Consider the following 25,593-nt stretch of genomic DNA (forward strand, 5'->3'; position numbering starts at 1 on the left):
GGGCATCGTGGTGAGCGAGGTCACTGCTCTGCGGGAGGCAACCCACCATGGCGCGTGAGTCGGAGTCCGGACTGCCCATCGAACCGGTCTACGGGCCGGGGGCCCTGGAGGGCTGGGATCCGGCGGAGAGGCTGGGGGAGCCGGGGGCGTACCCGTACACGCGGGGGGTGTATCCGTCGATGTACACGGGCCGTCCGTGGACGATGCGCCAGTACGCGGGGTTCGGTACGGCGGCGGAGTCCAACGCCCGCTACCGGCAGCTGATCGCGCACGGGACGACGGGTCTGTCGGTGGCGTTCGACCTGCCCACGCAGATGGGCCACGACTCCGACGCGGCGATCGCGCACGGGGAGGTCGGCAGGGTGGGGGTGGCGGTCGACTCGGTCGAGGACATGCGGGTGCTGTTCGGCGGGATTCCGCTGGATCAGGTGTCGACGTCGATGACGATCAACGCCCCGGCGGCTCTGCTGCTGCTGATGTACCAGCTCGTCGCCGAGGAGCAGGGCGTCAGCGCGGATCGGCTGACCGGGACGATCCAGAACGACGTGCTGAAGGAGTACATCGCGCGCGGGACGTACATCTTCCCGCCCAAGCCGTCGCTGCGGCTGGTCGCGGACATCTTCCAGTACTGCCGGGCCGAGATCCCGAGGTGGAACACCATCTCGATCTCCGGCTACCACATGGCCGAGGCGGGGGCTTCGCCCGCGCAGGAGATCGCCTTCACCCTGGCCGACGGCATCGAGTACGTGCGCACGGCGGTCGCGGCCGGTATGGACGTCGACGACTTCGCGCCGCGGCTGTCGTTCTTCTTCGTGGCCCGCACCACGATCCTGGAGGAGGTCGCCAAGTTCCGTGCCGCGCGGCGGATCTGGTCGCGGGTGATGCGCGAGGAGTTCGGCGCGACGAACCCGAAGTCGCTGATGCTGCGTTTCCACACGCAGACGGCCGGGGTGCAGCTGACGGCCCAGCAGCCGGCGGTGAACCTGGTCCGGGTGGCGGTGCAGGGGCTGGCGGCGGTGCTGGGCGGCACACAGTCACTGCACACCAACTCCTTCGACGAGGCCCTCGCCCTGCCCACCGACAAGTCCGCGCGGCTGGCGTTGCGCACCCAGCAGGTCCTCGCCCACGAAACCGACGTCACCGCCACCGTCGACCCGTTCGCCGGGTCCTACGCCGTCGAGAGGATGACCGACGACGTCGAGGCCGCCGCCGTGGAGCTGATGACCAAGGTCGAGGAACTGGGCGGCGCCGTCGAGGCCATCGAGCGGGGCTTCCAGAAGAACGAGATCGAACGCAACGCCTACCGCATCGCCCAGCAGACCGACTCGGGCGAACGGGTCGTGGTCGGCGTCAACCGCTTCCGCCTCGACGAGGAAGAACCCTACGAACCCCTGCGCGTCGCCCCCGCCATCGAGGCCCGCCAGGCCGAACGCCTGGCGGCACTGCGCGCGCAGCGCGACCAGCCGGCCGTCGACACCGCACTGGCCGCGATGAAGAAGGCCGCCGAAGGCGACGACAACGTCCTCTACCCGATGAAGGAGGCCCTGCGCGCCCGGGCCACCGTCGGCGAGGTCTGCGACGCCCTGCGCCAGGTGTGGGGGAAGCACGTCCCGTCGGACGCCTTCTGACCGGCGGGGAGCGTCCCGCACGTCCTACCCGGCTGTCGGACCCGCGTGCGACACTCCTTCGCATGCTCGGTGTCGTCGATCTGCCCACCTATCTGGCGGGCCTCGTCCTGATCATTCTGCTGCCCGGCCCCAACTCGCTGTACGTGCTGTCCGTGGCCGCCCGGCGCGGCGTGCGTGCCGGGTACACCGCCTCCGCCGGCGTCTGGTGCGGTGACGCGGTGCTGATGACGCTGTCCGCGGCCGGGGTCGCCTCGCTGCTGCAGGCGAACGCCGTGCTGTTCGCCGTGGTGCAGTACGCGGGGGCCGGATATCTGACGTGGCTGGCCATCGGCATGCTGCGGGCCGCGTGGGGCATGTGGCGGACGCGGGCCGAGCGGACCGCCGACGGTGAGACTCCCGCGCCCGCCGAGGAGCGGCCCTTCCGCCGCGCCTTCGTCGTCAGCCTGTTCAACCCCAAGGCGATCCTGTTCTTCGTCGCCTTCTTCGTGCAGTTCGTGGACCCGGCGTACGCCTACCCGGCCCTGTCCTTCGTCGTCCTCGGCGTCCTCGCCCAGTTCGCCAGCGTGCTCTACCTGAGCGCGCTGATCTTCGGCGGCACCCGGCTGGCCGCGGTCTTCCGCCGCCGCAGGCGCCTGTCGGCGGGGGCGACCTCGGCGGCGGGCGCGCTGTTCCTGGGCTTCGCGGTGAAGCTGTCCCTGGCGAGTTCGTAGGGCAGTCGTGCCGGCACCGGCCGAAGCGGGTCGGGTAGGTGACGCCGTCCGGCGCGTCAGGCCCGTTTCGCGCGAGCCCGCCGTACGGCCCGGGTCACCAGGGGCGGCAGCAGGTCTTTGGCGAGCCGACGGGCCCGGGACGGGGCGGGACGGGCCGGGCGTGCCGCACGGGACTCGCTGACCTCGGGACGGGCCTGCACGGGCACGGGCTCCACGTAGTGCCGTGAGCGAGGGAAGGACGGTGGCTCCATCTTCCGGGAACGGACCCGGACCAGCCGGTGCCCGGCCGCCTCCTGCACGCTCAGCCCGACGTCCGTGCGCTGCCGCAGCATCTCCAGCAGCTCCTCCTGGAGCGGCCCGGGATCACCCCAGGTGGCGTACATCTTCTGCGTGCTGAGGCAGATCGGGCGCAGACCGCGGTTGAGGACGGCCTCCCAGGCGGCGACCGAGACACCCGGGGTGTGCTCGGAACGGAAGTCGTCGAGGACGACGATGCCCTCGGGCAGCAGGAGGTCGTGGGCCGCGCCGATGTCTCCGTACACGTGCTCGTACAGGTGCGAGGCGTCGATGTGGACGAAGCGGCAGGTGCCGGGGGCCACCCTCTCGGACACCAGGGAACTGGGGCCGGTGATCACCGTCGGCAGGGTGTCGTGGAAGGAGAGGTAGTTCCGCTCGAACGCCTGCTGGGTCAGCGAGGCGTACGACTTGGCCGCCTCCGCCTGGTTGGCCCCGTCCGGGGCGTCGCCCTCGAAGAGGTCGCAGACGGTGAACCGCTCGCCGTCCGCGAGGTGGTGGCCGAGGAGGATCGCGCTCTTGCCCATGTAGACGCCGAGTTCCAGCAGGTCCCCCTTCGTCCCGGCCGTCTTCTGCCGGTCCAGGAACCAGGTGAACAGCAGCTGGTCCAGCGCCGGGAACCAGCCGGGGACGTCGGCGAGTTCACCCGGGTGCCTGTCGGTCGCTTGTGCGTTGGTCACGAGACGAGCCCTCTCTGTGAGCGTTGCCCGAACAGACGACCGGTTGAACGTCCTCTGAACGGATCAGCGGGCCTTCGCCAGCGCCGCCCGCAGCCGGGGCGTCAGCGGCTTTTCCACATATTTGTTCAGCAACCACGCCAGCAGCAGCATTGACGCCACGGTCAGCGCGAACGTCCCCCCGGACGCCAGTCCCAGACCGCGGTGCAGGGCGTGGATCACCACCCAGCCGAGGTGCTCGTGGACGAGGTAGAAGGGGTACGTCAGCGCCCCCGCGACCGTCAGCCACCGCCAGTTCACCCGGTTGAGCAGCCCCAGCGCGATCGCGGCGACCGCCACGAAGCCGAACGTCACGACGGCGATGATCCCGAACGCGGAGCGGTAGGAGAAGGCCTCCGGGTCGGGGGCGTGCCAGAGGTCCTGCACCGCGTAGTGCTGGCCGATCAGCCAGCTGACGGCCACGATGCCCCACCCGTAGACGTCCCGCCGGTCGCGGTGCACGAGGTAGAGGCCGACGCCGCCGATGAAGAAGGGCGCGTACTCGGGCATCAGGACGATGTCGAGCAGCGGCATGTTCGCGTTCTCGGCGATCACCGCCGCCAGCGTCCACCCCGCGCAGAACGTGATCACCCGGCGGCGGTTCGCCCCGGGCAGCACCACGCACAGCGCGAACAGGGCGTAGAAGCGGACCTCGGCCCACAGGGTCCAGCACACGCCGAGCACCCGGTCCACGCCGAGCGGCATCTGCAGCATGGTCAGGTTGACCAGGGCGTCGCTGGGCGAGACCGCCTTGTAGGCCACCACCGGCAGCGCGAACACCGCCGTGACGATGAGCACCGCCGCCCAGTAGGCGGGCAGCAGCCGGGAGGCGCGGGAGGCGAAGAACGACTTCAGGGGCCGGCCCCAGCCGCTCATGCAGATCACGAACCCGCTGATCACGAAGAAGACCTGGACGCCGAGGCAGCCGTAGGCGAACAGCGAGTGCAGGGTCGGGAACTGGTCCCTCGGCGAGCTGCCCCAGGCCTGGGCGACCTCACCGCCGCGCCCGCCGTAGTGGTACAGCGCCACCATCAGCGCGGCCAGCAGCCGCAGCCCGTCGAGGGCGCGCAGCCGCCCGCCGGAGTCCTTTTCGCGCCGTGGGACGGTCGTGGCGCCCGGTGGTTCGACCAGCACGGCGACGCCGGGCCGGGGCTTGCGGGTGCTGACGACCGTCTCGGTCACGCTGAAAACCTCTGTGTGGTTCGTATGTCCTTCGCTGCGCCGCCCGTGGGCGGGCGCCTGCCACCCTAGGACGAGAGTTGACGCAATTTCGTTCGATGGCGACAGGCTTCGCCCGCCGGACTCCATGGGTTCATCTGGATGTCGCCGGGGGCGCCGGCGGGCGGGACCGGCTCAGCGGCGTACCGCCTTGCGCAGCGCCCGCGCCCGCCGGACCACCCGGCGTGCCGTGGAGTTGCGCGGCAGGAACGCCAGCCGCTGCGGAATGCCGCCGGGCAGCCCGAGCGCGGTGAGACGGCGCTTCTTGAAGTAGCGCCGGGTGCGCGGGCCGAGATGCCGGGCGAGGAACTGCTCGGCCTGCGGGCGCAGATCCGGGTAGATCTGCGGCTGCATGGCGAACCCGAGGGCGCTGAGGAGCCCGGACAGCCGCTCGGCCGGCAGTGCGTCCTCCTGCTCGCCGTCCTCCAGGCCGGGCAGCAACGCGTCCGCCAGAATGGTCGGCACCCGGTTGCTGTTCTGGTACGGCGTCAGCCGCTCCAGCAGCAACTCGGTGCCGATGCGGGCGACCGGCAGGCCGTAGAACACGGACGCCGTGAACAGCGCGGTCGAGAAGCAGCCGACGACCAGTGCGGGCCGGGCCCGGTCGAACAGCGCCTCGGCGAGCACCGGCGTGTCCAGGACCGTGAGGTCCACACCGAGCTGCTCGGCCTCGGCCTCCAGGGCGCGGCTGTAGCGGGCCGGTGCGGTCGGGTGCGGTTTGAAGACGACCGTGCGGTGGCCGCGGGCGACGGCGCCCCGCATCATCCGCACATGCAGGTCCTCCTCCTCCTCGGGGGAGAGGATGTTCAGCGCGGACAGGTACTGGCCGAGCAGCAGCGCCGTATCGCCGGGCAGGGTGGGCAGCTCGGACACGGTCTCGGTGATCTCGCCGAGTACCTTCAGGAAGGCGGGCGTCGGCACCAGGTGTGCCGGCACGCCGAACTCGGTCAGCAGCATCGGCGTGAGCCCCGGCACCAGGTCGAGGTGCAGCAGCCGCCGCACGCGCGTGCCCACCAGCGGGTCGAGCTTGTTGCGGGTGGGGCCGTAGCTCATCAGCCCGTCGGCGTAGACGTCGATGGGCGCGTCGGTGAACAACTGCGCCACCGTCAGGGCCGGCGCCACCTGGAGGGACTCCAGCACCAGGCTCACCCGGTCGTCGCCGAGGCCCCACAGCAGCCGCAGATAGCGCTCGAAGAGGGGGATGTCGTCGGCGCGCGGCGCCCACGCCCCGGGGTGGAAGGGGCGGATGGCCTCGTTCCAGGACAGCACCTCGTCGAAGTGCTCGCGCAGCGGCGCGAAGCCCGGCATCTCGTCGAGGGCCGGAGCCGTCTCCGGGGTGGTGGTGTTGTTGAACACCAGCAGCACCCGGCGGTCCGGCTCCTCGAAGAAGTCGGAGTCGATCGCGGCGGCCAGGGTGGCGACGCCGTACAGCGTCGAGGCGCAGAAGATCTGAGTGGTCCCGGGCATCAGGCGGCCGCTCCCGTCGTGGTCACCCGGCGCCGCAGCCGCCGCAGCTTGGACGAGCGGTCCATGTCCATGGCCTCCAGTGCGTCGGCGAGTGCGTCCTGCGGCATGCGCTTGATGGCCGCCGCGCTCATCGACCGCAGCTGCCTGGCCACGGCCGGTTCGAACCGGTCTTCGTTGGAGAGGTGGTGGGCGATGATGGCGCAGTAGGTGCGCACCGCCTTGGGCAGCAGCCGGTCGGCGTCGCGGTCCGCGGCCGTCTCCTCGATCACCTGGTCGAAGGCACGGATGAAGTCGAGCTGGCGGACATCGCCGATCTGCGTCAGGGACGAGGCGACCCCGCGCCGGTAGAACACGCCCAGCAGGCTCACCACGGCGAACGACTCCGCCTCACGGTGCAGCTTCCAGATCCACGGCCGGTCCTCGGCCGTGCGCAGCCCGTCGGTGAAGTGGAGCACGCCCTTGTCGACGAGGCGCCGGTGGTAGGCGCCGGCCCAGGCGTAGGCGTAGTCGACGGAGGTGGAGCGGTGGGCGGGGAGGATCGCCTCCCGCGGGTCGAACGTCTCCCAGCGGCGGCCGACCGGGACCCGGTGCACGGAACGGGCGCGCGCGGTGGCCTGCACATGGTCGGTGCGCACGAAGTCGCACCCCAAGTCGTCCATCGCGGACACCAGTTCGGTGAGGTAGCCGGGGGCCAGCCAGTCGTCACCGTCCAGGAACGTCAGGTACTCGCCCTGCGCGGCGTCCAGGCCGGTGTTGCGCGCGGTGGCGAGCCCGCCGTTCTGCTCGTGGCGGATGTACCGCACCCGGGCGACATCCGAAAGCTCCTCGGCCGCTCGTTCGAGAATGGCCGGAGTTCCGTCCTTCGAATGGTCGTCGACCAGGATGAACTCGAAATCGCGGTCGGCGTTCAACCGCAGGCTTCTGAGGGTGTCCGGGGCATATTGCTGCACGTTGTAGAACGGCACGATCACGGAAAGCTTAGGCACCCGCAAAACGTTAGGAGGCGGCCCGGCAGCGGAAATTGACGGTGAAGGTACACCGGGTGAACTCAATGTGTCAGAACGGTGCACCGCGTGTACTTTCCGCCTTCCAGCAGGCCAGTTCGGCTCTCGGTGGGCTGTTGTTAACTTTTCGTTGAGTCGCGGTTCTGCCATACCTAGCATTCGCTTCCTAGCGTCCTCGGTGTGCCAGTAAGTACACCGAAGCGCCCGCGAATCGCGGTCCTGGCGGACTCCGACACCCGATGGAAATGGGGTGCGCTGACCGCGGACCGCATCGCCCCGCGACCGTCCATGGAAGCCGCACCGCGCGAGGGCGCGCAAGCCGGCCCCCTCCTCGACGGATTCCTGCTGCGCGGCCGGGCCACGCCCACCCCGCGCCAGTTGGAAGAAGTGGGCGTGCGCGCCGACTCGCTGCGGGAGGTCACCGCCGTCGAGTTCCTGCGCGCCATGGCCGAGGGGTCCTACGACGTCCTGGTCCTCTCCCTGGTCGGCGGCGGTGTGCAGGCGATGCTGCACGGCCTGGCGCGGGTGTGGGAGGACCGCACCGAGCGGCCCGTCGTCGTCACCGGCTACGTCGGCGTCGTCTACGAGAAGCTCGCCGACGGCCTCCTGCTGCGGCACGGAGCGGACCTGGTCCTCGCCAACTCCCGCCAGGACGCGGACCGTTTCCGCGCGGTCTACGAAGGAGTGGGCGCCGACGCCGCCGCGGTGACCGAGGTGGCCCTGCCGTTCCTCGGCGGCGCGCCCTACGCGGGGGAGCACGACCCCTACACGGTCGTCTTCGCCGCCCAGCCCTCCGTCCCGGACAGCCGCAAGGACCGCACGTACCTGCTGCACCGGCTGGTCCAGCACGCCCGCAGGCACCCCGAGCGCGAGGTGCTGCTGAAGCTGCGCTCCAAGCCGGGCGAACACACCACCCACATCGAGGAACTGCCGTACCAGAAGCTGGTGCAGCGCCTCGATCCGCCGGCCAACTTCCGGCTCGTCTACGGCAACATGGGCGAGGTCCTCGACCGCACCGACCTGCTGGTGACGGTCAGCTCCACGGCCGCCCTGGAGTCGCTGCACCGCCGCATCCCGACCGTCGTACTGACCGACCTCGGCATCCGCGAGTCCCTCGGCAACCACCACTTCGTGGGCTCCGGCTGCCTCGCCTCCTGGGACCAGCTCGACGCCGGGCACCGTCCGGTACCCGACGAGGAGTGGGTCGCCCGGCAGGGCGTCGCCGCGGACGGTGGCTACGACTCGGCCTTCGACACGGCCCGCGAACGCATCGCCAAGCTCCTCGACCGGCCCGGCGGCATGCCCCCGCTGACCCCGTACTACACCCCCGTCACCGCGCCCGGCTACCTGCCCGGGATCCTCGCCCGCCACCACCTCGGCCCGGACGGCACCCCGCTGCCCGGCGCGCCCGCCGCCGACAAGGAGCCCGGACCGGTCCGGCAGATCGTGCGCCGGGCGGCGCGCGGCGCCTACCGGCACGGCGTGCAGCGCGTGGCGCCCGTCATCCGGCGGATGGGCGAGCTGTGAGCCGCCCCGAGACCCCTGCCCAAGGAGTAGACCCCATGTCCCACCCGGAAGCGGGCCCAGGCGCCTCGGTGCGCCGCGTGCTCGCGGTGATCCCCGCGCGCGGCGGCTCCAAGGGCGTGCCCGCCAAGAACCTCCTCCCCGTCGGCGGCGTCCCGCTGGTGGCACGGGCGGTGCGCGAGTGCCGGGCCGCGCGGCTCGTGACGGACGTCGTGGTCTCCACCGACGACCAGGCCATCGCGGCCGCCGCCCGCCAGGCCGGTGCCGAGGTCGTGCTGCGTCCCGCCGCCATCGCCGGCGACACGGCCACCTCCGAGGCCGCCGTCCTGCACGCCATGGACGCCCACGAGGCCCTGCACGGCGCGCCGGTGGACGTGGTCCTGCTCGTGCAGTGCACCAGCCCCTTCATCGTCCGCGAGGACATCGACGGGGTGGCGGGCGCGATCGCCGAGAACGGCGCCGACACCGCGGTGACCGTGGCGCCCTTCCACGGGTTCATCTGGCGGGACGCCGACGACGAGGCCGCGGCCGGCACCGTCGCGGAGACCGACGCCGAGGTCGGCGGCGGTTACGGCGTCAACCACGACAAGTCCTTCCGGCCCCGCCGCCAGGACCGTCCCCAGGACCTGCTGGAGACCGGCGCCGCCTACGCCATGGAGGCGTCCGGCTTCCGCAAGCACCAGCACCGCTTCTTCGGCCGCACCGAACTGGTCCGCACGGACCCCGCGCGCGTGCTGGAGATCGACGACCCGCACGACCTCGCCCGCGCCCGGGCCCTCGCCCCGCTCTTCGACGCGGACCGGCCCGGCGCGCTCCCGACCGCCGACGACATCGACGCGGTCGTCCTCGACTTCGACGGCACCCAGACCGACGACCGGGTGCTGATCGACTCCGACGGACGGGAGTTCGTCTCCGTGCACCGCGGGGACGGACTCGGCATCGGGGCCCTCCGCAGGAGCGGCCTGAAGATGCTGATCCTGTCCACGGAACAGAACCCTGTGGTCGCCGCCCGGGCCCGGAAGCTCAAGCTCCCGGTGCTGCACGGCATCGACCGCAAGGACCTCGCGCTGAAGCAGTGGTGCGAGGAGCAGGGCATCGCGCCGGAGCGCGTGCTCTACGTCGGCAACGACGTCAATGACCTCCCGTGCTTCGCCTTCGTGGGCTGGCCCGTGGCGGTCGCGAGCGCCCACGACGTCGTGCGCGGCGCCGCACGCGCGGTCACCACCGTCCCCGGTGGCGACGGCGCGATCCGAGAGATCGCCGGCTGGATCCTCGGTCCCTCTCTCGAAGTCCCCGCCAAGTCCAACAAGTAAGGACATCTCTGCCATGAGCACCAACTCCCGTATCCGCCGGTTCGGTTCGCGCGAGGTCGGCCCGGGCCGCCCGGTCTACGTCTGTGGTGAGATCGGCATCAACCACAACGGCGAGCTCGAGAACGCCTTCAAGCTGATCGACGCCGCCGCCGAGGCCGGCTGCGACGCCGTCAAGTTCCAGAAGCGCACCCCGGAGATCTGCACCCCGCGCGACCAGTGGGACATCGAGCGCGACACCCCCTGGGGCCGGATGACCTACATCGACTACCGCCACCGCGTGGAGTTCGGCGAGGACGAGTACCGCGCGATCGACGACTACTGCAAGTCGAAGAGCATCGACTGGTTCGCCTCCCCGTGGGACACCGAGGCCGTCGCCTTCCTGGAGAAGTTCGACGTCCCCGCCCACAAGGTCGCCTCCGCCTCTCTCACGGACGACGAGCTGCTGCGCGCCCTGCGCGCCACCGGCCGCGCGGTGATCCTCTCCACCGGCATGTCGACGCCGAAGCAGATCCGCCACGCGGTCGAGGTCCTCGGCTCCGACAACATCCTGATGTGCCACGCCACGTCGACCTACCCGGCCAAGGCCGAGGAGCTCAACCTCCGTGTGATCAACACGCTGGAGAAGGAGTTCCCGAACGTCCCGATCGGCTACTCCGGCCACGAGACCGGCCTGCAGACCACCCTCGCCGCGGTCGCCCTGGGCGCCACCTTCGTCGAGCGTCACATCACCCTCGACCGCGCCATGTGGGGCTCGGACCAGGCCGCGTCCGTGGAGCCGCAGGGCCTCACGCGCCTCGTCCGCGACATCCGCACCATCGAGGCCTCCCTCGGCGACGGCGTCAAGAAGGTCTACGAGTCCGAGCTGGGCCCGATGAAGAAGCTGCGCCGCGTCAGCGGTGTGGTCGCCGAGGCGGAGATCGCCACGGCCGCGGGCGAGCCGGTCGGCGTCTGAACGCACCACCCACACCACCCCCCTTACGACGGGACGGTCGTACGTCGATGAGCCCCCGCGCCGGGAACGCCGGCCCCCACACTCTCGCCTTCGTCGAGAGTCCGGTACAGCTGCTGAACGTGCTGGAGTGGGCGCACGCGCACGCCCCCGGCGTGGGGCTCACCCTCGTGGTGCTGTCGCCCGTCGACCCGATGACACGCGGCCAGTTGCGGCGGATGTCCGACCTGGCCCGCGACGAGGGGCACCAGGTCCGCTGGGAGGAAGCACGCGGCGGGCCCGTGGCGCCCTTCCAGACCATCGGCGGCCTGAGCGGCCTGCTCCGCAGAGCGGACCGGGTCGTGCTGGGGGACCCCTTCTCCCGCTACGTCCAACTACTGCTGACGATCACCCGCGCCCGTGACCTGGTCGTCGTCGACGACGGCACGGCGACGATGGAGTTCGTCGGGCAGCTGGCCCGGGGCGAGCGACTGGTGCGCTGGCACCGCAAGGGCGGCCGCCCGGGCCCGCGGGACGTGCTCTTCGCGCCGGTGTCGTCCTCGGCGCGGCGCCGGCTGACCCCCGGCGACCGCCGCCGCATCGCGATCTTCTCCTCCATGCCGATGGAGGAGGCCCCGGCGGGCGTCACGGTCGGCGCCAACACCTTCGCCTGGACCCGGTCCCGCTTCGGCCCGCCCCGCGTCACCAAGGGCGCCGACATGGTCGGCACGTCCCTGGTGGAGACCGGTGTCGTGGACGACGGCCGCTACCTGGAGGCCGTCCGCGCCCTGGCCAGGGCCCACGGCGCGACCCGCTACTTCGCCCACCGCCGCGAGAGCACGGACAAGCTCCACCGCCTCGCGGTCGAGACGGGCCTGGAGATCGTCCGCCCCGAGCTTCCCCTCGAACTGATCGCCCGCCGCGGCCCCATCGGCCGGACGATCCTCAGCTTCCCCTCCACGGTCGTCCACACCCTCCCCCTCGCCCTGTCCGGCACGGAGGTCCGCGTCGCGGTCTGCGACATCGACCCGGCCTGGCTGACCGAGAACGCCTCCCCGCGAGCCCAGGGCTTCCTGTCCGGGGTCACCGGCACGGCCCGCGACGTCCACCGGCTGCCTCCGACGCCCGCGCCCGACCCGACGGCATCGCTGCGGCCGGACCCGAATCCGCCGAATCCGCCGCATCCGGCCGACCCGACAGCGCCGCTGCGGCCGGACCCGCCGAATCCGCCCGACCCCACGGAGACGGCGGGTTCGGCGAGGTTGACGGCCCCGTCCGATCCCACGGAGTCGGCGGGCAGGGCGAGTTTCACGGCCCCACCTGGGGCCGCCGGGGCGGTGGCGGCCGGCTGAGGCGTGTCCGGCGGCCGGGCCACAGGGCCCTGCGGGCGCCGTCCGCCGCCGCGGCGGCGGACGGCGGACCAGACGGCTGCGCGGACGTGAGAGGTGCCCGGCTGGTCGCGCCGGGCGCGTCGCCGGGCCCCGGCGCCCGGTGCCGGCGGGCTCGGCACACAGCCCCCTCCGCTGCCGCACCGGCCCGCCGACCCGTGCCGCTGCAACGCGTACGACGCCCCGGCGTGAGCCCCCGCGGGCGCCGAGGCCCGTCGGCGGACTCCGCACGCACCGGGTCCGCACGGCCCGTCGAACACAACCGGCTGCCTAGCCCGCGGCAGCCTCCCCGGCCGCCACCGGCCTGCGCGCCAGCAGGAACGCGCGGGGCATCTTCTCCCCGGGCTCGGGCTCGCGCAGGACGCGCGCGTACAGGTGCAGACCCGCCCGCGTGAGGTGCCCGGCGACGGTGTCCGGAGTGCGCCAGTAGTAGTCGAGCGAGATCTCCCGGCCGAAGCGTTCGGTCAGGCGCCGGTGTCCGTCCTCCCCTCCGGACTGGAAGCCGAGCAGGACGGGCGCGCCCGGCAGCAGGACGCGGTGGAACCCGGCGAAGACGGACGGCAGGTGATCATCCGGCACGTGGATGATCGAGTAGAGCGCGACGATGCCGCCGAGCGTCTCGTCCGGCAGGTCCAGGGCCGTCATCGAACCGACGTGGAACCGCAGCTCCGGGTGGGCCTTGCGGGCCAGGGCGACCATGCGGGGCGAGGAGTCGACGCCGAACGCCGGCAGCCCGGCCTCGTGCAGCCGCGCCGTCACGTACCCGGGGCCGCTGCCGATGTCCGCTACCGGTGGCCGCCGGACACCACCGGAGGCCCGGGCCAGATCCACGAAGGCCGCGAGCAGCGCCTGCTCCAGCGGTCTCCCGGCCAGGCTGTCCGGGTGCTCGGCGGTATAGGCCTCGGCGATGGCGTCGTACGAGGACTGCGTGGACTGTAAGAACTCGGGAGCGTGCACGGGCGCACACTAGTGTGGGTGAGCGTCCGGCAGATGAACGAGCCGGTGTTCACCGCGCCAGGCGTGGTATCCGTGGAGAAGATGGATGGATGCCGGAGTCGTGACATTGATGTGATGGAAGTCATACTCCGGGAGATGGGTGGCCCGGCCGAGCCCAAAATGCAGGCGAGTTTACCCATCTCACTAGACAGCTATGCGCCCGGCGGTCATATTTTCTTCCCCTATCAGGTTGAAGTTTTGTTGATCCAGGGTCGGTCGACCGCCTCGGCGCCCTACCCTTCAAAGGGTGAAGCCACTGATGTCACTGGAGTCCGAGGTCGATCTTCCCGGAGGAGCCGTACTTCCCGGTGCCCTGCCCGACGCTCTGCGGGCCGAGCTCATCGCGTTCCGACGCGACATGCACATGCACCCGGAGCTCGGCAACCAGGAGTTCCGCACGACCGCCGCGATCAAGGAGCGGCTCGAGCGGGCCGGCCTCAAGCCACGCGTCCTCCCCGTAGGGACCGGACTCCTCTGTGACATCGGCGTGGAGGGGGAGCAGTGGGACGGCGGTCCCAGCATGCTCGCGCTGCGGGCCGACATCGACGGCCTGCCCATCCCGGACACCAAGATGGAGTGCCCGTACCGCTCGACCGTGCCCGACCGGGCCCACGCCTGCGGTCACGACGTGCACACCACCGTCGTCCTCGGCGCCGGCCTGGTCCTCGCCGAGCTGCACCGCCAGGGCGCGCTGCCCCGTCCCGTCCGGCTGATCTTCCAGCCCGCCGAGGAAGTGCTGCCCGGCGGTGCCGCCGACGCCATCAAGGGCGGGGCGCTGGAAGGCGTCGGCGCGATCATCGCCGTGCACTGCGACCCCCGGGTGGACGCGGGGAGGATCGGTCTCCGCGAGGGGCCCATCACCTCGGCGTGCGACCGGCTGGAGATCGGCCTCGACGGCCCGGGCGGTCACACCGCACGCCCCCACCTCACGACCGACCTGGTCACGGCCGCCGCCCGCGTCGTCACCGACGTGCCGGCGCTGGTCGCCCGGCGCTTCGACAGCCGCAGCGGACTCGCCATCACCTGGGGCCGCGTGGAGTCGGGCCACGCGCCGAACGTGATCCCCCAGCACGCCGAGCTCTCCGGCACCGTGCGCTGCCTCGACATCGAGGCGTGGCGGCAGGCCCCCGACGTCGTCGTCGCCGCCATCGACGAGATCGCCAACCTGCACCGCGCCAAGTCGGAGATCAACTACGTGCGCGGCGTCCCGCCCGTCGTCAACGAGCCCGGCGTCACCGAACTGCTGCGCGACGCCATGATCGCCCGGCGCGGCGTCGAATCCGTCGAGGGCACCGAGCAGAGCCTCGGCGGCGAGGACTTCTCCTGGTACCTGGAGCACGTCCCCGGCGCCATGGCCCGCCTGGGCGTCCGCACCCCCGGCGAGCGACAGATCCGCGACCTCCACCAGGGCGACTTCGACGTCGACGAGTCGGCCATCACGGTCGGAGTGGAACTCTTCACGGCCGCGGCCCTGGTCAACGGCCTCCGCTAGCACCCCAACCCTGACACCGCGCAAACCGCACGACCATCACGACATCGCCGCACGTGCCCTCGGGGGCGCGGGGAACTGCGCGAGAACCCACGACGGCGCGGCACGTGCCCTTGGGGGCGCGGGGAACCGCGCGAGGTCCACGACGGTGCCGCACGGCTGTTCAGGGGCGCGGGGAACTGCGCGAGAACCCACGACGGCGCGGCACGTGCCCTTGGGGGCGCGGGGAACCGCGCGAGGTCCACGACGGTGCCGCACGGCTGTTCAGGGGCGCGGGGAACTGCGCGAGAACCCACGACGGCGCGGCACGTGCCCTTGGGGGCGCGGGGAACCGCGCGAGGTCCACGACGGCGCCGCACGGCTGTTCAGGGGCGCGGGGAACTGCGCGAAGACCCACGACGGCGCGGCACGTGCCCTTGGGGGCGCGGGGAACCGCGCGAGGTCCACGACGGCGCCGCACGGCTGTTCAGGGGCGCGGGGAACTGCGCGAAGACCCACGACGGCGCGGCACGTGCCCTTGGGGGCGCGGGGAACCGCGCGAGGTCCACGACGGCGCCGCACGGCTGTTCAGGGGCGCGGGGAACTGCGCGAAGACCCACGACGGCGCGGCACGTGCCCTTGGGGGCGCGGGGAACCGCGCGAGGTCCACGACGGCGCCGCACGGCTGTTCAGGGGCGCGGGGAACTGCGCGAAGACCCACGACGGCGCGGCACGTGCCCTTGGGGGCGCGGGGAACCGCGCGAGGTCCACGACGGCGCCGCACGGCTGTTCAGGGGCGCGGGGAACTGCGCGAAGACCCACGACGGCGCCGCACGAGGACGACTACCCAGCACCCCCACCCCCCGGAGGCCCGGGAGCGTCACCCCGGCCCCCCCACCCCCCCAACCCCGGCGGAGCCTCCGGTTGCGAGCGGGCAAACCGCACGGCAGCCTGGTGCGCGACACGAGGTAGGCACACGCCATGTTCCCGACTACACCTTTCGACCCCGTTCGACCCCGTTCGATCCCGCGGTTCACAAGGGCGTAACCGGCCATCGGCACGAATGGATAACGGCCCCGCGGCGACCCGTTCCCAGGAGTGTCTACGCGCGTTAATGTGCGCCGAACTGAGCACCCACTGCGGAGCTTCGGAGAATGGGGAACTTCAGATGCGTCGGATTTCAAAACTGACCCGCGTCGCGGTGGGGGTCGCGTCGCTGGGGCTCGTCGCCACGGCATGTGGCGGCACCAGCAGTGACAGCGGCGGCAGCGACAGCAGCGACCGCGGCGTCGCCATCGCCTACGACGTCGGCGGCAAGGGTGACCAGTCCTTCAACGACGCCGCCTACTCCGGCCTGACCAAGGCCAAGGACGAGTTCGGCTACAAGACGGCCGACATCGAGCCCACCGAGGGCGAGACGAACGCCGACAAGGAGCAGCGTCTGGCGTCGCTGGCCAAGCAGGGCCACAACCCGGTCATCGGCGTCGGCTTCGCCTACGGCCCGGCGATCGAGGCGGTGGCCCCCAAGTACCCGGACACCACCTTCGGCATCGTGGACTCCGTGGTCGAGGGCAAGAACGTCGCCTCCCTCGTCTTCGCCGAGGAGCAGGCCTCGTACCTCGCCGGTGTCGCCGCCGCCAAGGCCACGAAGAGCAACGTCGTCGGCTTCGTGGGCGGCGTGGACATCCCGCTGATCCACAAGTTCGAGGCCGGCTACAAGCAGGGCGTCACGGACACCAACCCCAAGGTGAAGGTCCTGTCGCAGTACCTGACCCAGACGGCCGAGGAGGGTGGCTTCTCCAGTCCCGACAAGGGCAAGGCCGCCGCCGAGGGCCAGATCGAGAAGAAGGCCGACGTGCTCTACGCGGCCGCCGGTCTGTCCGGTCAGGGTGTGATCGAGGCCGCCGCCAAGGCGAAGGTCTGGGCGATCGGTGTCGACTCCGACCAGTACAAGCAGGCCGCCCTGGCCCCGTACAAGGACTACATCCTGACCTCCGCGCTCAAGGACGTCGGCGGCGCGGTCTACGCGCTGTCCAAGTCGGTCCACGACGACAAGCCGCTGACCGGCACCCAGACCTTCGACCTGAAGGTCAACGGCGTCGGGCTCTCCGAGTCCAACCCGGAGTACGCGAAGGTCCCGGGTCTCGAGGAGGCCGTGAACGAGGCCAAGCAGAAGATCATCGACGGCGAGATCAAGGTCGACACCGAGTGAACCGACCGGTCTGACCAGTCGAAGCGGGCGGGCACCCAGGGGTGCCCGCCCGCTTCGCGCTGTCCGGAAGTCGGATCACCCAGCGCCACCCCCCGTTTGCGGTCGGCAACACCGGGCCCAAGGCCCGGTGAGGGCTAGGCCACGGGCGCATAACAAGGTGGACAGAAGGGGTTTTCAGGCAGGTCTACGCGCGTTAATCTGCGGCGAAGCCAGCGCTGAAGCTGAACCGTCCCGGCGCTGTGCGACCTCGGTTGTACGACAGGAGCACCCACACATGCGCCGGATTTCCCGGATCACGGTCGCAGGCGCAGCGACCGCCTCCCTGGCCCTCGCCCTCTCCGCCTGCGGCAGCACCTCGACCTCCGGGTCGTCCGACTCGAAGGGCGACAAGGGGCTCGCCATCGCCTACGACGTCGGCGGCAAGGGTGACCAGTCCTTCAACGACGCCGCCTACGCCGGCCTGGAGCAGGCGAAGAAGGAGTTCGGGTACCAGACCGCCGACGTGGAGCCCACCGAGGGTGAGACGAACGCCGACAAGGAGCAGCGCCTGGCCTCCCTGGCCAAGCAGGGCTACAACCCGGTCATCGGCGTCGGCTACGCGTACGCCGCGGCCGTGAAGGGTGCCGCGGAGAAGTTCCCCGACACCACCTTCGGCATCGTCGACGACGCCACGATCAACACCAAGAACGTGGCCGACCTGGTCTTCAACGAGGAGCAGGCCTCCTATCTGGCCGGTGTCGCCGCCGCCAAGACCTCCAAGTCGAAGGTCGTCGGCTTCGTCGGCGGTGTGGACATCCCGCTGATCCACAAGTTCCAGGCGGGCTTCGCGCAGGGTGTCAAGGACACCGACCCGAAGGTCAAGGTGCTCTCCCAGTACCTGACGCAGACGGCCGAGGAGGGCGGTTTCTCCAGCCCCGACAAGGGCAAGACGGCCGCCGAGGGCCAGATCGAGAAGAAGGCCGACGTCGTCTACGCGGCCGCCGGTCTGTCCGGTCAGGGTGTCATCGAGGCCGCCGCCGTCAACAAGGTGTGGGCCATCGGTGTCGACTCGGACCAGTACCAGCAGGAAGCCCTCGCCAAGTACAAGGACTCCATCCTGACCTCGGCGATGAAGGACGTCGCCAAGGCGGTGTACAACCTGGCGAAGTCGGTCGAGGACGGCAAGCCCGAGACCGGTATCGTTCGTGGCGATCTGAAGACCGGCGAGGTGAGCCTGTCGAACTCCAATCCGAAGTTCGCGGACGACGCCGAGCTCCAGGCAGCCATCAAGACGGCCAAGGAGAAGATCATCAGCGGCGAGATCAAGGTCAAGAGCAGCTGACGAGCGACTGCCTCGTAGCAGGCGGTAACCCCGGGGTTACGTCCGCTCGACGGGGTGCGGGGAGCTGCTCCTCGTGCCCCGTTGCCGCGGGGCGTCGGCCCCTTTGTATGCCGTAGGGGCGCTACGCGCGTAGACGGCCCCCGTCCCCAGGAGAGTGCGCCATCAACGCGTCCAGCAGCCCTCCGGCCGGAGCGGCGGTCAACGAATCGGTGACCGCCGTCGAACTCGCCGGGATCACCAAGCGTTTCCCCGGAGTCGTGGCCAACCACGACATCCACCTCAGCGTCCGCAAGGGCACCGTGCACGCCCTCGTCGGTGAGAACGGCGCCGGCAAGTCCACGCTGATGAAGATCCTCTACGGCATGCAGAAGCCGGACGAGGGCACCATCGCCGTCGACGGGCAGCAGGTCGGCTTCTCCTCGCCGGCCGACGCCATCGCCCGCGGCATCGGCATGGTCCACCAGCACTTCATGCTCGCCGACAACCTCACGGTCCTGGAGAACGTGGTCCTCGGCAGCGAGAAGCTCTACGGCATCGGCGCCAAGGCCCGCCGCAAGATCAAGGAGCTCTCCGAGCGCTACGGCCTCGACGTCAAGCCCGACCTCCTCGTCGAGGAGCTCGGCGTCGCCGCCCGCCAGCGCGTGGAGATCCTCAAGGTCCTCTACCGCGGCGCCACCACCCTCATCCTCGACGAGCCGACCGCCGTGCTCGTGCCGCAGGAGGTCGACGCCCTCTTCGCCAACCTGCGCGAACTGCGTTCCGAGGGCCTGTCGGTCATCTTCATCTCGCACAAGCTCGGCGAGGTGCTCTCCGTCGCCGACGAGATCACCGTCATCCGCCGCGGCACCACCGTCGGCACGGCCGTCCCCAGCGAGACCACCCCGCGCCAGCTCGCGGAGATGATGGTCGGCAGCGAGCTGCCCACGCCCGAGACGGCCGAGTCCACGGTCACCGACCGCCCGGTCATCAGCGTCGACAAGCTGCGCCTGGCGGCCCCCGGCGGCAAGGCCCTGCTGGACGACATCAGCTTCACCATCCACGCGGGCGAGGTCCTCGGCATCGCCGGAGTCGAGGGCAACGGCCAGACCGAACTGGTCGACGCCCTCATCGGCCTCAAGCACGCCGACTCCGGCACCATCCGGCTCGCCGACGAGGAGATCACCGCCTGGCCCACGCGCCGGCGCCGCGAGCAGGGCATCGGCTACATCCCCGAGGACCGCCACCGCCACGGTCTCCTGCTGGAGGCACCCCTCTGGGAGAACCGCATCCTCGGCCACGTCACGGAGAAGCCCCTCGCCAAGGGCGTCTGGCTGGACCCGAAGGCGGCCCAGGAGGACACCCGCCGGATCGTGACGGAATACGACGTCCGCACGCCCGGCATCGACGTCACCGCCGCCTCCCTGTCCGGCGGCAACCAGCAGAAGCTGATCGTCGGCCGCGAGATGAGCCACAAGCCGCGCTTCCTCATCGCCGCGCACCCCACCCGGGGCGTGGACGTCGGCGCCCAGGCCGCGATCTGGGACCACATCCGCGAGGCGCGCCGCGAAGGCCTGGCCGTGCTGCTGATCTCCGCGGACCTGGACGAGCTGATCGGCCTGTCCGACACGCTGCGCGTGATCTACAACGGCAAGCTGGTCGCGGACGCCGACCCGGCCACCATCACTCCCGAGGAGCTCGGCTCGGCCATGACCGGCGCGGCCACCGGGCACCTCGAGCACGACGACACCCCCGAGATCTCGAAGGCCGACGCCCCCGAGTCTCCGGAAGACGAGGCCCGCTGATGAAGAAGTTCGACAAGGAGCGCGTGCTCCTCGCGGTGGCCGGACCGGTCATCGCGCTGGCCGTGGCCTTCGTCCTGAGCGCGATCGTGCTGCTCGCCTCGGGCAAGAGCCCCTTCGAGCCGTTCGCCCTGATGTTTGAGCAGATCGGCTTCTCGGACATCCAGGTGCTGATCATCAATCAGGCCTCGATGTACTACATCGCGGCCCTCGCGGTGGCCATCGGCTTCCGGATGAACCTGTTCAACATCGGCGTCGACGGCCAGTACCAGCTCGGCGCCATGATGGCCGCCGTCGTCGGCGCTCATGCGAACCTGCCGGCCGCCATGCAGGTCCCGCTGCTGCTCCTGACCGCCGTCCTCACCGGCGCCTTCTGGGCCGGCATCGCCGGTGTCCTCAAGGTCACCCGCGGCGTCAGCGAGGTCGTCTCCACGATCATGCTCAACGCGATCGCCACCTCCGTGATCGCCTACCTGTGGCTGCCGAACGTCTTCGGTGTGAAGGTCGGCAACAACAACACCACCGGCGAGATGTACGAGTCCGGGTGGATCCCCGGCATCCCCATGGGTGCGGCCGGCGAGATCTACGGCCTGGTGCTCCTCGCCGTGCTGCTCGGCATCGGCTACTGGGTCGTCCTCAACCGCACCCGCTTCGGCTTCGACCTGCGCGCCTCCGGCGCGTCGCAGACCGCCGCGGCGGCCAGTGGCGTGGACCCCAAGCGCATGGTGCTCAGCGCCATGCTGATCTCCGGCGGCATCGCGGGCCTCGCCGGCCTGCCGATCCTGCTCGGCGACACCCACACGTACGACCTGAACTTCCCCACCGGCATCGGATTCCTCGGCATCGGCATCGCCCTGCTCGGCCGCAACAGCCCCGTCGGCATCGCCTTCGCCGCCCTGCTGTGGGCCTGGCTCGACAAGGCCTCGCCCGAGCTGGACTTCCACGGCTACGACAAGGAGATCGCGGTCATCATGCAGGGCCTGATCGTGCTCTCGGTCGTCGTCTCCTACGAGGCCGTCCGCGAATGGGGCCTGCGCCGCCAGCAGCGTCGCGTCGGCGCCGAACTCGCCGCCGGACACGTCCTCGGCGCTCAGAACACGAAGGAGGTGGCCGGCCGATGACCACCGCGACCGACGCCAACCAGCCCACGCTGCAGCCCGCGGCGCCGACCGGCCGCCGCCTGTCGTGGCCCGTCCTGCTGCTCGTCATCGCCGGAGGCCTGGCGCTCACCTCGATCGTCCGCCTCATCACCGGCGCCGACGGCATCACCAACGTCAGCCAGATGTCCACCGCGCTCCAGCTCGCCGTGCCGATCGGCCTCGCCGGTCTCGGCGGCCTGTGGGCCGAACGCGCGGGCGTGGTCAACATCGGCCTCGAGGGCATGATGATCCTCGGCACCTGGTTCGGCGCCTGGGCCGGCTTCCAGTGGGGTCCGTGGACGGGTGTCCTGGTCGGCATCCTCGGCGGCGCGATCGGTGGTCTGCTGCACGCCTTCGTGACCGTCACGTTCAACGTCAACCACATCGTCTCCGGTGTGGCCATCAACATCCTCGCCCTCGGCGCCACCCGCTACCTCGCGCCCCTCGCCTTCGAGGGCCACACGGGCGGCTCCGCCAAGCAGTCGCCGGCGGTGGAATCCCTCGGCCACTTCACCGTGCCGGGGCTGTCCGACGCGCTGCGGGACCTGAACAACCAGGGCTGGTTCTTCATCTCCGACATCGCCGGTCTGCTCGGCGGCCTGGTCACCAGCGTGTCCTGGCTGACCCTGATCGCCATCGCGCTGATCCCCGCCACCTGGTGGATCCTGTGGCGCACCGCGTTCGGCCTGCGCCTGCGCTCCTGCGGAGAGAACCCGGTGGCCGCCGAGTCCCTCGGTGTCAACGTCTACAAGTACAAGTACATCGCCGTCGTCATCTCCGGCGGTCTGGCCGGCCTCGGCGGTGTCTTCCTGTCCATCGTGGCCAACCCCTTCTACCTGGAGGGTCAGGTCAGCGGCCGCGGCTTCATCGGCCTCGCGGCGATGATCTTCGGCAACTGGATGCCGGGCGGTCTCGCCCTCGGCGCGGGCCTGTTCGGCTACACCGACAGCCTCAACCTGCGCGGCGGCTCCGCCAACGTGCACGCCCTGCTGCTGCTCGGCGCGCTCCTGCTGATCATCGGCGCCATCTGGCTGGCCGTGCGCAAGAAGTACGTCCCCTCGGTGATCACCGCGGTCGTGGCCGCCCTGGTGTTCGTCTGGTACGCGACCACCGACGAGGTCCCGAACCAGGTCGTCTCCGCCACGCCGTACGTCATCACCCTGGTGGTGCTCGCGCTGTCCGCCCAGCGGCTGCGGATGCCGAGGGCGAACGGCATGCCGTACCGGAAGGGGCAGGGCAAGTGACCGGCGCCGGCCCGGACGTCGACTGGGACAAGCTGCGCGCGGTGGCCCGGGACGCCATGTCCCGGGCGTACGCCCCCTACTCCGGTTACCCGGTCGGCGTCGCCGCCCTGGTCGACGACGGCCGGATCGTCTCCGGCTGCAACGTCGAGAACGCCTCGTACGGAATCGGCCTGTGCGCCGAGTGCGGCCTGGTGTCCGAGCTGCACAACACCGGCGGTGGCCGGCTGACGCACTTCACCTGCGTCGACCGCGACGGCGACCCGCTCGTCCCGTGCGGCCGCTGCCGCCAGCTGCTCTACGAGTTCGGCGGCCCGGACCTCCTGCTGGAGACCCCGGCGGGCATCCTGCCGCTGTCGGAGATGCTGCCCCAGGCCTTCGGCCCGGACCACCTCAGCAAGTAACTTCCGTGCGGCCCCTCTGAGTTGCTCACGCGACCGGCTCAGAGGGGCCGCACGGCTTCTGGAACCCTCGGAAGGAAGCCAAGCCATGGCCATGGACGTCATCTCCGTCATCCGCACCAAGCGGGATCGCGGCGAACTCAGCGACGAGCAGATCGACTGGGTCATCGACGCGTACACCCGCGGGGAGGTCGCCGACGAGCAGATGTCCGCTCTCGCCATGGCGATCCTGCTGAACGGCATGAACCGCCGCGAGATCGCCCGCTGGACGGCCGCGATGATCGCCTCCGGTGAGCGCATGGACTTCTCGTCCCTGTCCCGCCCGACGGCCGACAAGCACTCCACGGGCGGCGTCGGCGACAAGATCACACTCCCGCTGGCTCCCTTGGTCGCCGCCTGCGGCGCGGCCGTCCCCCAGCTTTCGGGCCGTGGCCTCGGCCACACCGGCGGCACCCTCGACAAGCTGGAGTCGATCCCGGGCTGGCGGGCGCTGCTCTCGAACGAGGAGATGCTGTCGGTGCTGGACGGCACCGGCGCGGTGATCTGCGCGGCGGGCGACGGCCTGGCCCCCGCCGACAAGAAGCTGTACGCGCTGCGGGACGTCACCGGCACGGTCGAGGCGATCCCGCTGATCGCCTCCTCGATCATGTCGAAGAAGATCGCGGAGGGCACGGGCTCGCTGGTCCTGGACGTGAAGGTCGGCACCGGCGCCTTCATGCGGACGCTCGAAGATGCCCGCGAACTGGCCTCCACGATGGTGGGCCTGGGCACCGACCACGGCGTGAAGACGGTCGCGCTCCTCACGGACATGGCCACGCCCCTCGGCCTGACCGCCGGAAACGCCCTGGAGGTCCGCGAGTCGGTGGAGGTCCTGGCGGGCGGCGGTCCCGCGGACGTGGTCGAGCTGACGATCGCCCTGGCCCGCGAGATGCTGGACGCGGCCGGCGTGACGGACGCCGACCCGGCCAAGGCCCTGGCCGACGGCTCGGCGATGGACGTCTGGCGCCGCATGATCGCGGCCCAGGGCGGCGACCCGGACGCGGCGCTGCCGGTCGCCCGCGAACAGCACGTGATCAAGGCCCCGGCCTCGGGCGTCCTGACCCGCCTCGACGCCTACGACATCGGCGTCGCCGCCTGGCGCCTCGGCGCGGGCCGCGCCCGCAAGGAGGACCCGGTCCAGGCGGGCGCGGGTGTCGAGATGCACGCCAAGCCGGGCGACACGGTGACCGAGGGCCAGCCCCTGCTGACCCTCCACACGGACACCCCCGAGCGCTTCGAGTATGCCCTCCAGTCGATCGAGGGCTCCTACGACGTGGCGGCCCCCGGCACGGGCTTCACGCCGTCGCCGGTGGTGCTGGAACGCATCGCCTGACCAGGCGGTTCCCTGTCGCATGAACGGGACCGGTGGCCCCCACCGGTCCCGTTCGGCATGCCGGGACCGGTGACACGCCCGCCCATGACCGCGTCAGCAAGCCGCCGCCTGCGCCACCGCCGGGACTCCGCTCCACCTCCTCGCCGATCGCTGGGCGCCCGGGTGCTTCGGCGTGGCGGTCGACACCAGTGAGTCTCCCGTCGACCGACCGTCACCCCAGCACCGCCGCCACCACCACCAGGACCGGCACCGCCAGCACCGTCGACAGCAGGATCGCCTCCCTGGCCAGCACCTCGCCCACCCGGTAGCTGCTCGCGTAAGTGAAGAGGTTCTGGGCCGCCGGGAGTGCCGATGTCACCACCACGTCGAGCAGGGACGCCCCGTGAAGGCCGAAGACGCCCGCCGCGAGGGACCAGGCGGCCAGGGGCTGGAAGACGCACTTGAGGGTCACGGCCAGGAGCACGGGGGCCCGCTCGGCGCCCCGCAGAGGGAGGGTGCTGCCCCGCAGGGAGATACCGAAGGCCAGGAGCACGGCGGGCACCGACATGTGGCCGATCAGGGTCAGGGGGTCCATCAGTGGGCCCGGCACCGTGAGGCCCGACGCCGAGACCGCCACGCCGGCCAGGGAGCCCAGGGCTATCGGATTCCGCAGCGGTGTGAGCAGCCGCTGCCACAGCGGCCGCTTCTCCCCGCCGCTCACCAGGTCCAGGACCGTCAGCGCCACCGGTGTGACACCGACCAGCTGGAACAGCAGCACCGGCGCGACCAGGGACGCGTCGCCCAGCACGTACACGGCGATCGGGATGCCCAGGTTCCCGGAGTTGACATAGCTGGAGCACAACGCTCCGATCGTCGTCCGGCCCACGCCCCAGCCGCGCGCCACACCCACCGCCACGAAGACACCCGCCGCCGCTGCCGTGCTCAACGCCGTGACCAGCAGCCGGTCGGAGAAGATCACCGACAGGTCCGCCCGCGCGAGGGTGGTGAAGAGCAGCGCCGGTGACGCCACATGGAAGGCGAGCTTGGTCAGGACCTCCCGGCCGCCGTCGCCCAGATACCCCCGGCGTCCGATCAGATAGCCGACGCCGATGACCACGGCGATGACCGCGAACCCGCTCAGCACCCCCTGCACGGCACCTCCTCACCGGCGAAGCGGGCATCGGGCAGCGCGGGAGGGGCAGATGGTTGGGGCATGCAGCCAACCCTCCGGGGGCGGCGCTGCCCGGTCAATGTGATCCTTTCGGCGCGGAACGCGCTGCGCGGCGGGAGCGCTCCGCGCTGCGCCGAGTGGTTCGCGCGGCGTCGGACGATCTGCGCGGCGTCGAACGATCTGCGCGGCGTCCAACGATCTGCGCGGCGTCCAACGATCCGCGCGGCGTCCAACGATCCGCGCGGCATCGAGTGATCCGCACGGCGTCGGTTGATCTGCAGGGCGTCGAGCGATCTGCGCGGCACCGACGGGGCGGACAGCCCCG

Annotated in this window: 21 protein-coding genes; 15 read left to right on the top strand and 6 right to left on the bottom strand. The window is 71.1% G+C overall.

Going from position 1 to position 25,593, the window contains the following annotated elements; all coding sequences use genetic code 11:
- The first annotated feature begins 47 nt into the window (after positions 1-47).
- Both QNO09_RS07820 and leuE read left to right on the top strand, forming a co-directional pair.
- Entirely contained in the window at positions 48-1,628 is a 1,581-nt protein-coding gene (locus tag QNO09_RS07820) for an acyl-CoA mutase large subunit family protein (RefSeq protein ID WP_283969326.1), read from the top strand.
- 62 nt (positions 1,629-1,690) lie between these two features.
- Positions 1,691-2,338 carry a leucine efflux protein LeuE gene (gene leuE / locus QNO09_RS07825; RefSeq protein WP_283969327.1) on the top strand — a complete coding sequence of 216 codons (648 nt, stop codon included), beginning with the start codon at positions 1,691-1,693 and terminating at the stop codon, positions 2,336-2,338.
- A 56-nt stretch (positions 2,339-2,394) separates the two neighbouring features.
- On the opposite strand, the gene QNO09_RS07830 is transcribed toward leuE, so the two are convergent.
- The 4 genes from QNO09_RS07830 to QNO09_RS07845 form a co-directional block, all read right to left on the bottom strand.
- Positions 2,395-3,312: a class I SAM-dependent methyltransferase gene (locus QNO09_RS07830; protein WP_283969328.1), complete on the bottom strand. Its 918-nt coding sequence runs from the start codon at positions 3,310-3,312 to the stop codon at positions 2,395-2,397.
- A gap of 63 nt (positions 3,313-3,375) precedes the next feature.
- Positions 3,376-4,530, bottom strand: coding sequence for an acyltransferase family protein (locus tag QNO09_RS07835; RefSeq protein ID WP_502962260.1), 1,155 nt, complete (start codon positions 4,528-4,530; stop codon positions 3,376-3,378).
- A gap of 171 nt (positions 4,531-4,701) precedes the next feature.
- Positions 4,702-6,033, bottom strand: a complete 1,332-nt coding sequence (locus QNO09_RS07840) for an alpha-2,8-polysialyltransferase family protein (protein WP_283969329.1) — start codon at positions 6,031-6,033, stop codon at positions 4,702-4,704.
- On the bottom strand, positions 6,033-7,019 hold the full coding sequence (locus tag QNO09_RS07845) for a glycosyltransferase family 2 protein (protein WP_283969330.1): 987 nt from the start codon (positions 7,017-7,019) through the stop codon (positions 6,033-6,035). The genes QNO09_RS07840 and QNO09_RS07845 overlap by 1 nt, the downstream gene beginning before the upstream one ends.
- A gap of 198 nt (positions 7,020-7,217) precedes the next feature.
- Between QNO09_RS07845 and QNO09_RS07850 the strand changes: the two genes are divergently transcribed.
- Genes QNO09_RS07850 through QNO09_RS07865 form a run of 4 tightly spaced genes read left to right on the top strand, consistent with a single transcriptional unit; the run spans position 7,218 to position 12,154 of the window.
- Entirely contained in the window at positions 7,218-8,564 is a 1,347-nt protein-coding gene (locus tag QNO09_RS07850; protein ID WP_283969331.1) for a DUF6716 putative glycosyltransferase, read from the top strand.
- Between the two features lie 35 nt (positions 8,565-8,599).
- Positions 8,600-9,874, top strand: a complete 1,275-nt coding sequence (locus QNO09_RS07855) for a cytidylyltransferase domain-containing protein (RefSeq protein WP_283969332.1) — start codon at positions 8,600-8,602, stop codon at positions 9,872-9,874.
- Between the two features lie 13 nt (positions 9,875-9,887).
- On the top strand, positions 9,888-10,826 hold the full coding sequence (locus QNO09_RS07860; RefSeq protein WP_283969333.1) for an N-acetylneuraminate synthase family protein: 939 nt from the start codon (positions 9,888-9,890) through the stop codon (positions 10,824-10,826).
- A 47-nt stretch (positions 10,827-10,873) separates the two neighbouring features.
- Positions 10,874-12,154, top strand: coding sequence for a hypothetical protein (locus QNO09_RS07865; protein ID WP_283969334.1), 1,281 nt, complete (start codon positions 10,874-10,876; stop codon positions 12,152-12,154).
- A 306-nt stretch (positions 12,155-12,460) separates the two neighbouring features.
- Here QNO09_RS07865 and QNO09_RS07870 read toward each other — a convergent pair whose 3' ends face one another.
- Positions 12,461-13,147, bottom strand: coding sequence for a class I SAM-dependent DNA methyltransferase (locus QNO09_RS07870; RefSeq protein WP_283969335.1), 687 nt, complete (start codon positions 13,145-13,147; stop codon positions 12,461-12,463).
- A gap of 298 nt (positions 13,148-13,445) precedes the next feature.
- On the opposite strand from QNO09_RS07870, the gene QNO09_RS07875 reads away from it, so the two are divergent.
- The 8 genes from QNO09_RS07875 to QNO09_RS07910 all read left to right on the top strand — a co-directional run bounded on the left by QNO09_RS07875 (position 13,446) and on the right by QNO09_RS07910 (position 24,118).
- A complete protein-coding gene (locus QNO09_RS07875; protein WP_283969507.1) occupies positions 13,446-14,678 on the top strand; it encodes a M20 family metallopeptidase in 1,233 nt (410 codons plus the stop codon).
- A 1,144-nt stretch (positions 14,679-15,822) separates the two neighbouring features.
- Positions 15,823-16,866: a BMP family lipoprotein gene (locus QNO09_RS07880; RefSeq protein ID WP_283969336.1), complete on the top strand. Its 1,044-nt coding sequence runs from the start codon at positions 15,823-15,825 to the stop codon at positions 16,864-16,866.
- A gap of 274 nt (positions 16,867-17,140) precedes the next feature.
- Complete coding sequence (locus QNO09_RS07885; RefSeq protein ID WP_283969337.1) at positions 17,141-18,187, top strand: BMP family lipoprotein; 1,047 nt, start codon at positions 17,141-17,143, stop codon at positions 18,185-18,187.
- A 209-nt stretch (positions 18,188-18,396) separates the two neighbouring features.
- Entirely contained in the window at positions 18,397-19,968 is a 1,572-nt protein-coding gene (locus tag QNO09_RS07890) for an ABC transporter ATP-binding protein (protein ID WP_283969338.1), read from the top strand.
- Positions 19,968-21,086, top strand: coding sequence for an ABC transporter permease (locus QNO09_RS07895; RefSeq protein ID WP_283969339.1), 1,119 nt, complete (start codon positions 19,968-19,970; stop codon positions 21,084-21,086). Before QNO09_RS07890 ends, QNO09_RS07895 begins: the two co-directional genes overlap by 1 nt.
- A complete protein-coding gene (locus QNO09_RS07900; RefSeq protein WP_283969340.1) occupies positions 21,083-22,348 on the top strand; it encodes an ABC transporter permease in 1,266 nt (421 codons plus the stop codon). The genes QNO09_RS07895 and QNO09_RS07900 overlap by 4 nt, the downstream gene beginning before the upstream one ends.
- Entirely contained in the window at positions 22,345-22,749 is a 405-nt protein-coding gene (locus QNO09_RS07905) for a cytidine deaminase (RefSeq protein WP_283969341.1), read from the top strand. Before QNO09_RS07900 ends, QNO09_RS07905 begins: the two co-directional genes overlap by 4 nt.
- Before the next feature lie 85 nt (positions 22,750-22,834).
- Positions 22,835-24,118 carry a thymidine phosphorylase gene (locus tag QNO09_RS07910; protein WP_283969342.1) on the top strand — a complete coding sequence of 428 codons (1,284 nt, stop codon included), beginning with the start codon at positions 22,835-22,837 and terminating at the stop codon, positions 24,116-24,118.
- Positions 24,119-24,329: 211 nt separating this feature from the next.
- On the opposite strand, the gene QNO09_RS07915 is transcribed toward QNO09_RS07910, so the two are convergent.
- Positions 24,330-25,250 (bottom strand): AEC family transporter, encoded by a 921-nt coding sequence (locus QNO09_RS07915; protein WP_283969343.1) that lies wholly within the window; start codon positions 25,248-25,250, stop codon positions 24,330-24,332.
- 60 nt (positions 25,251-25,310) lie between these two features.
- Between QNO09_RS07915 and QNO09_RS07920 the strand changes: the two genes are divergently transcribed.
- Complete coding sequence (locus QNO09_RS07920) at positions 25,311-25,523, top strand: hypothetical protein (RefSeq protein WP_283969344.1); 213 nt, start codon at positions 25,311-25,313, stop codon at positions 25,521-25,523.
- The last annotated feature ends 70 nt before the right edge of the window (positions 25,524-25,593 follow it).

The sequence above is a fragment of the Streptomyces sp. 378 genome, from assembly GCF_030124145.1.
Lineage (GTDB): Bacteria > Actinomycetota > Actinomycetes > Streptomycetales > Streptomycetaceae > Streptomyces.

Excerpts from the sequence above, each read along its gene's own strand:
- QNO09_RS07820 (WP_283969326.1), top strand. The coding sequence starts at position 48 with ATGGCGCGTGAGTCGGAGTCCGGACTGCCCATCGAACCGGTCTACGGG.
- leuE (WP_283969327.1), top strand. The coding sequence starts at position 1,691 with ATGCTCGGTGTCGTCGATCTGCCCACCTATCTGGCGGGCCTCGTCCTG.
- QNO09_RS07840 (WP_283969329.1), bottom strand. The coding sequence starts at position 6,033 with ATGCCCGGGACCACTCAGATCTTCTGCGCCTCGACGCTGTACGGCGTC.
- QNO09_RS07855 (WP_283969332.1), top strand. The coding sequence starts at position 8,600 with ATGTCCCACCCGGAAGCGGGCCCAGGCGCCTCGGTGCGCCGCGTGCTC.
- QNO09_RS07860 (WP_283969333.1), top strand. The coding sequence starts at position 9,888 with ATGAGCACCAACTCCCGTATCCGCCGGTTCGGTTCGCGCGAGGTCGGC.
- QNO09_RS07865 (WP_283969334.1), top strand. The coding sequence starts at position 10,874 with ATGAGCCCCCGCGCCGGGAACGCCGGCCCCCACACTCTCGCCTTCGTC.
- QNO09_RS07875 (WP_283969507.1), top strand. The coding sequence starts at position 13,446 with ATGTCACTGGAGTCCGAGGTCGATCTTCCCGGAGGAGCCGTACTTCCC.
- QNO09_RS07880 (WP_283969336.1), top strand. The coding sequence starts at position 15,823 with ATGCGTCGGATTTCAAAACTGACCCGCGTCGCGGTGGGGGTCGCGTCG.
- QNO09_RS07885 (WP_283969337.1), top strand. The coding sequence starts at position 17,141 with ATGCGCCGGATTTCCCGGATCACGGTCGCAGGCGCAGCGACCGCCTCC.
- QNO09_RS07895 (WP_283969339.1), top strand. The coding sequence starts at position 19,968 with ATGAAGAAGTTCGACAAGGAGCGCGTGCTCCTCGCGGTGGCCGGACCG.
- QNO09_RS07900 (WP_283969340.1), top strand. The coding sequence starts at position 21,083 with ATGACCACCGCGACCGACGCCAACCAGCCCACGCTGCAGCCCGCGGCG.
- QNO09_RS07910 (WP_283969342.1), top strand. The coding sequence starts at position 22,835 with ATGGCCATGGACGTCATCTCCGTCATCCGCACCAAGCGGGATCGCGGC.
- QNO09_RS07920 (WP_283969344.1), top strand. The coding sequence starts at position 25,311 with ATGCAGCCAACCCTCCGGGGGCGGCGCTGCCCGGTCAATGTGATCCTT.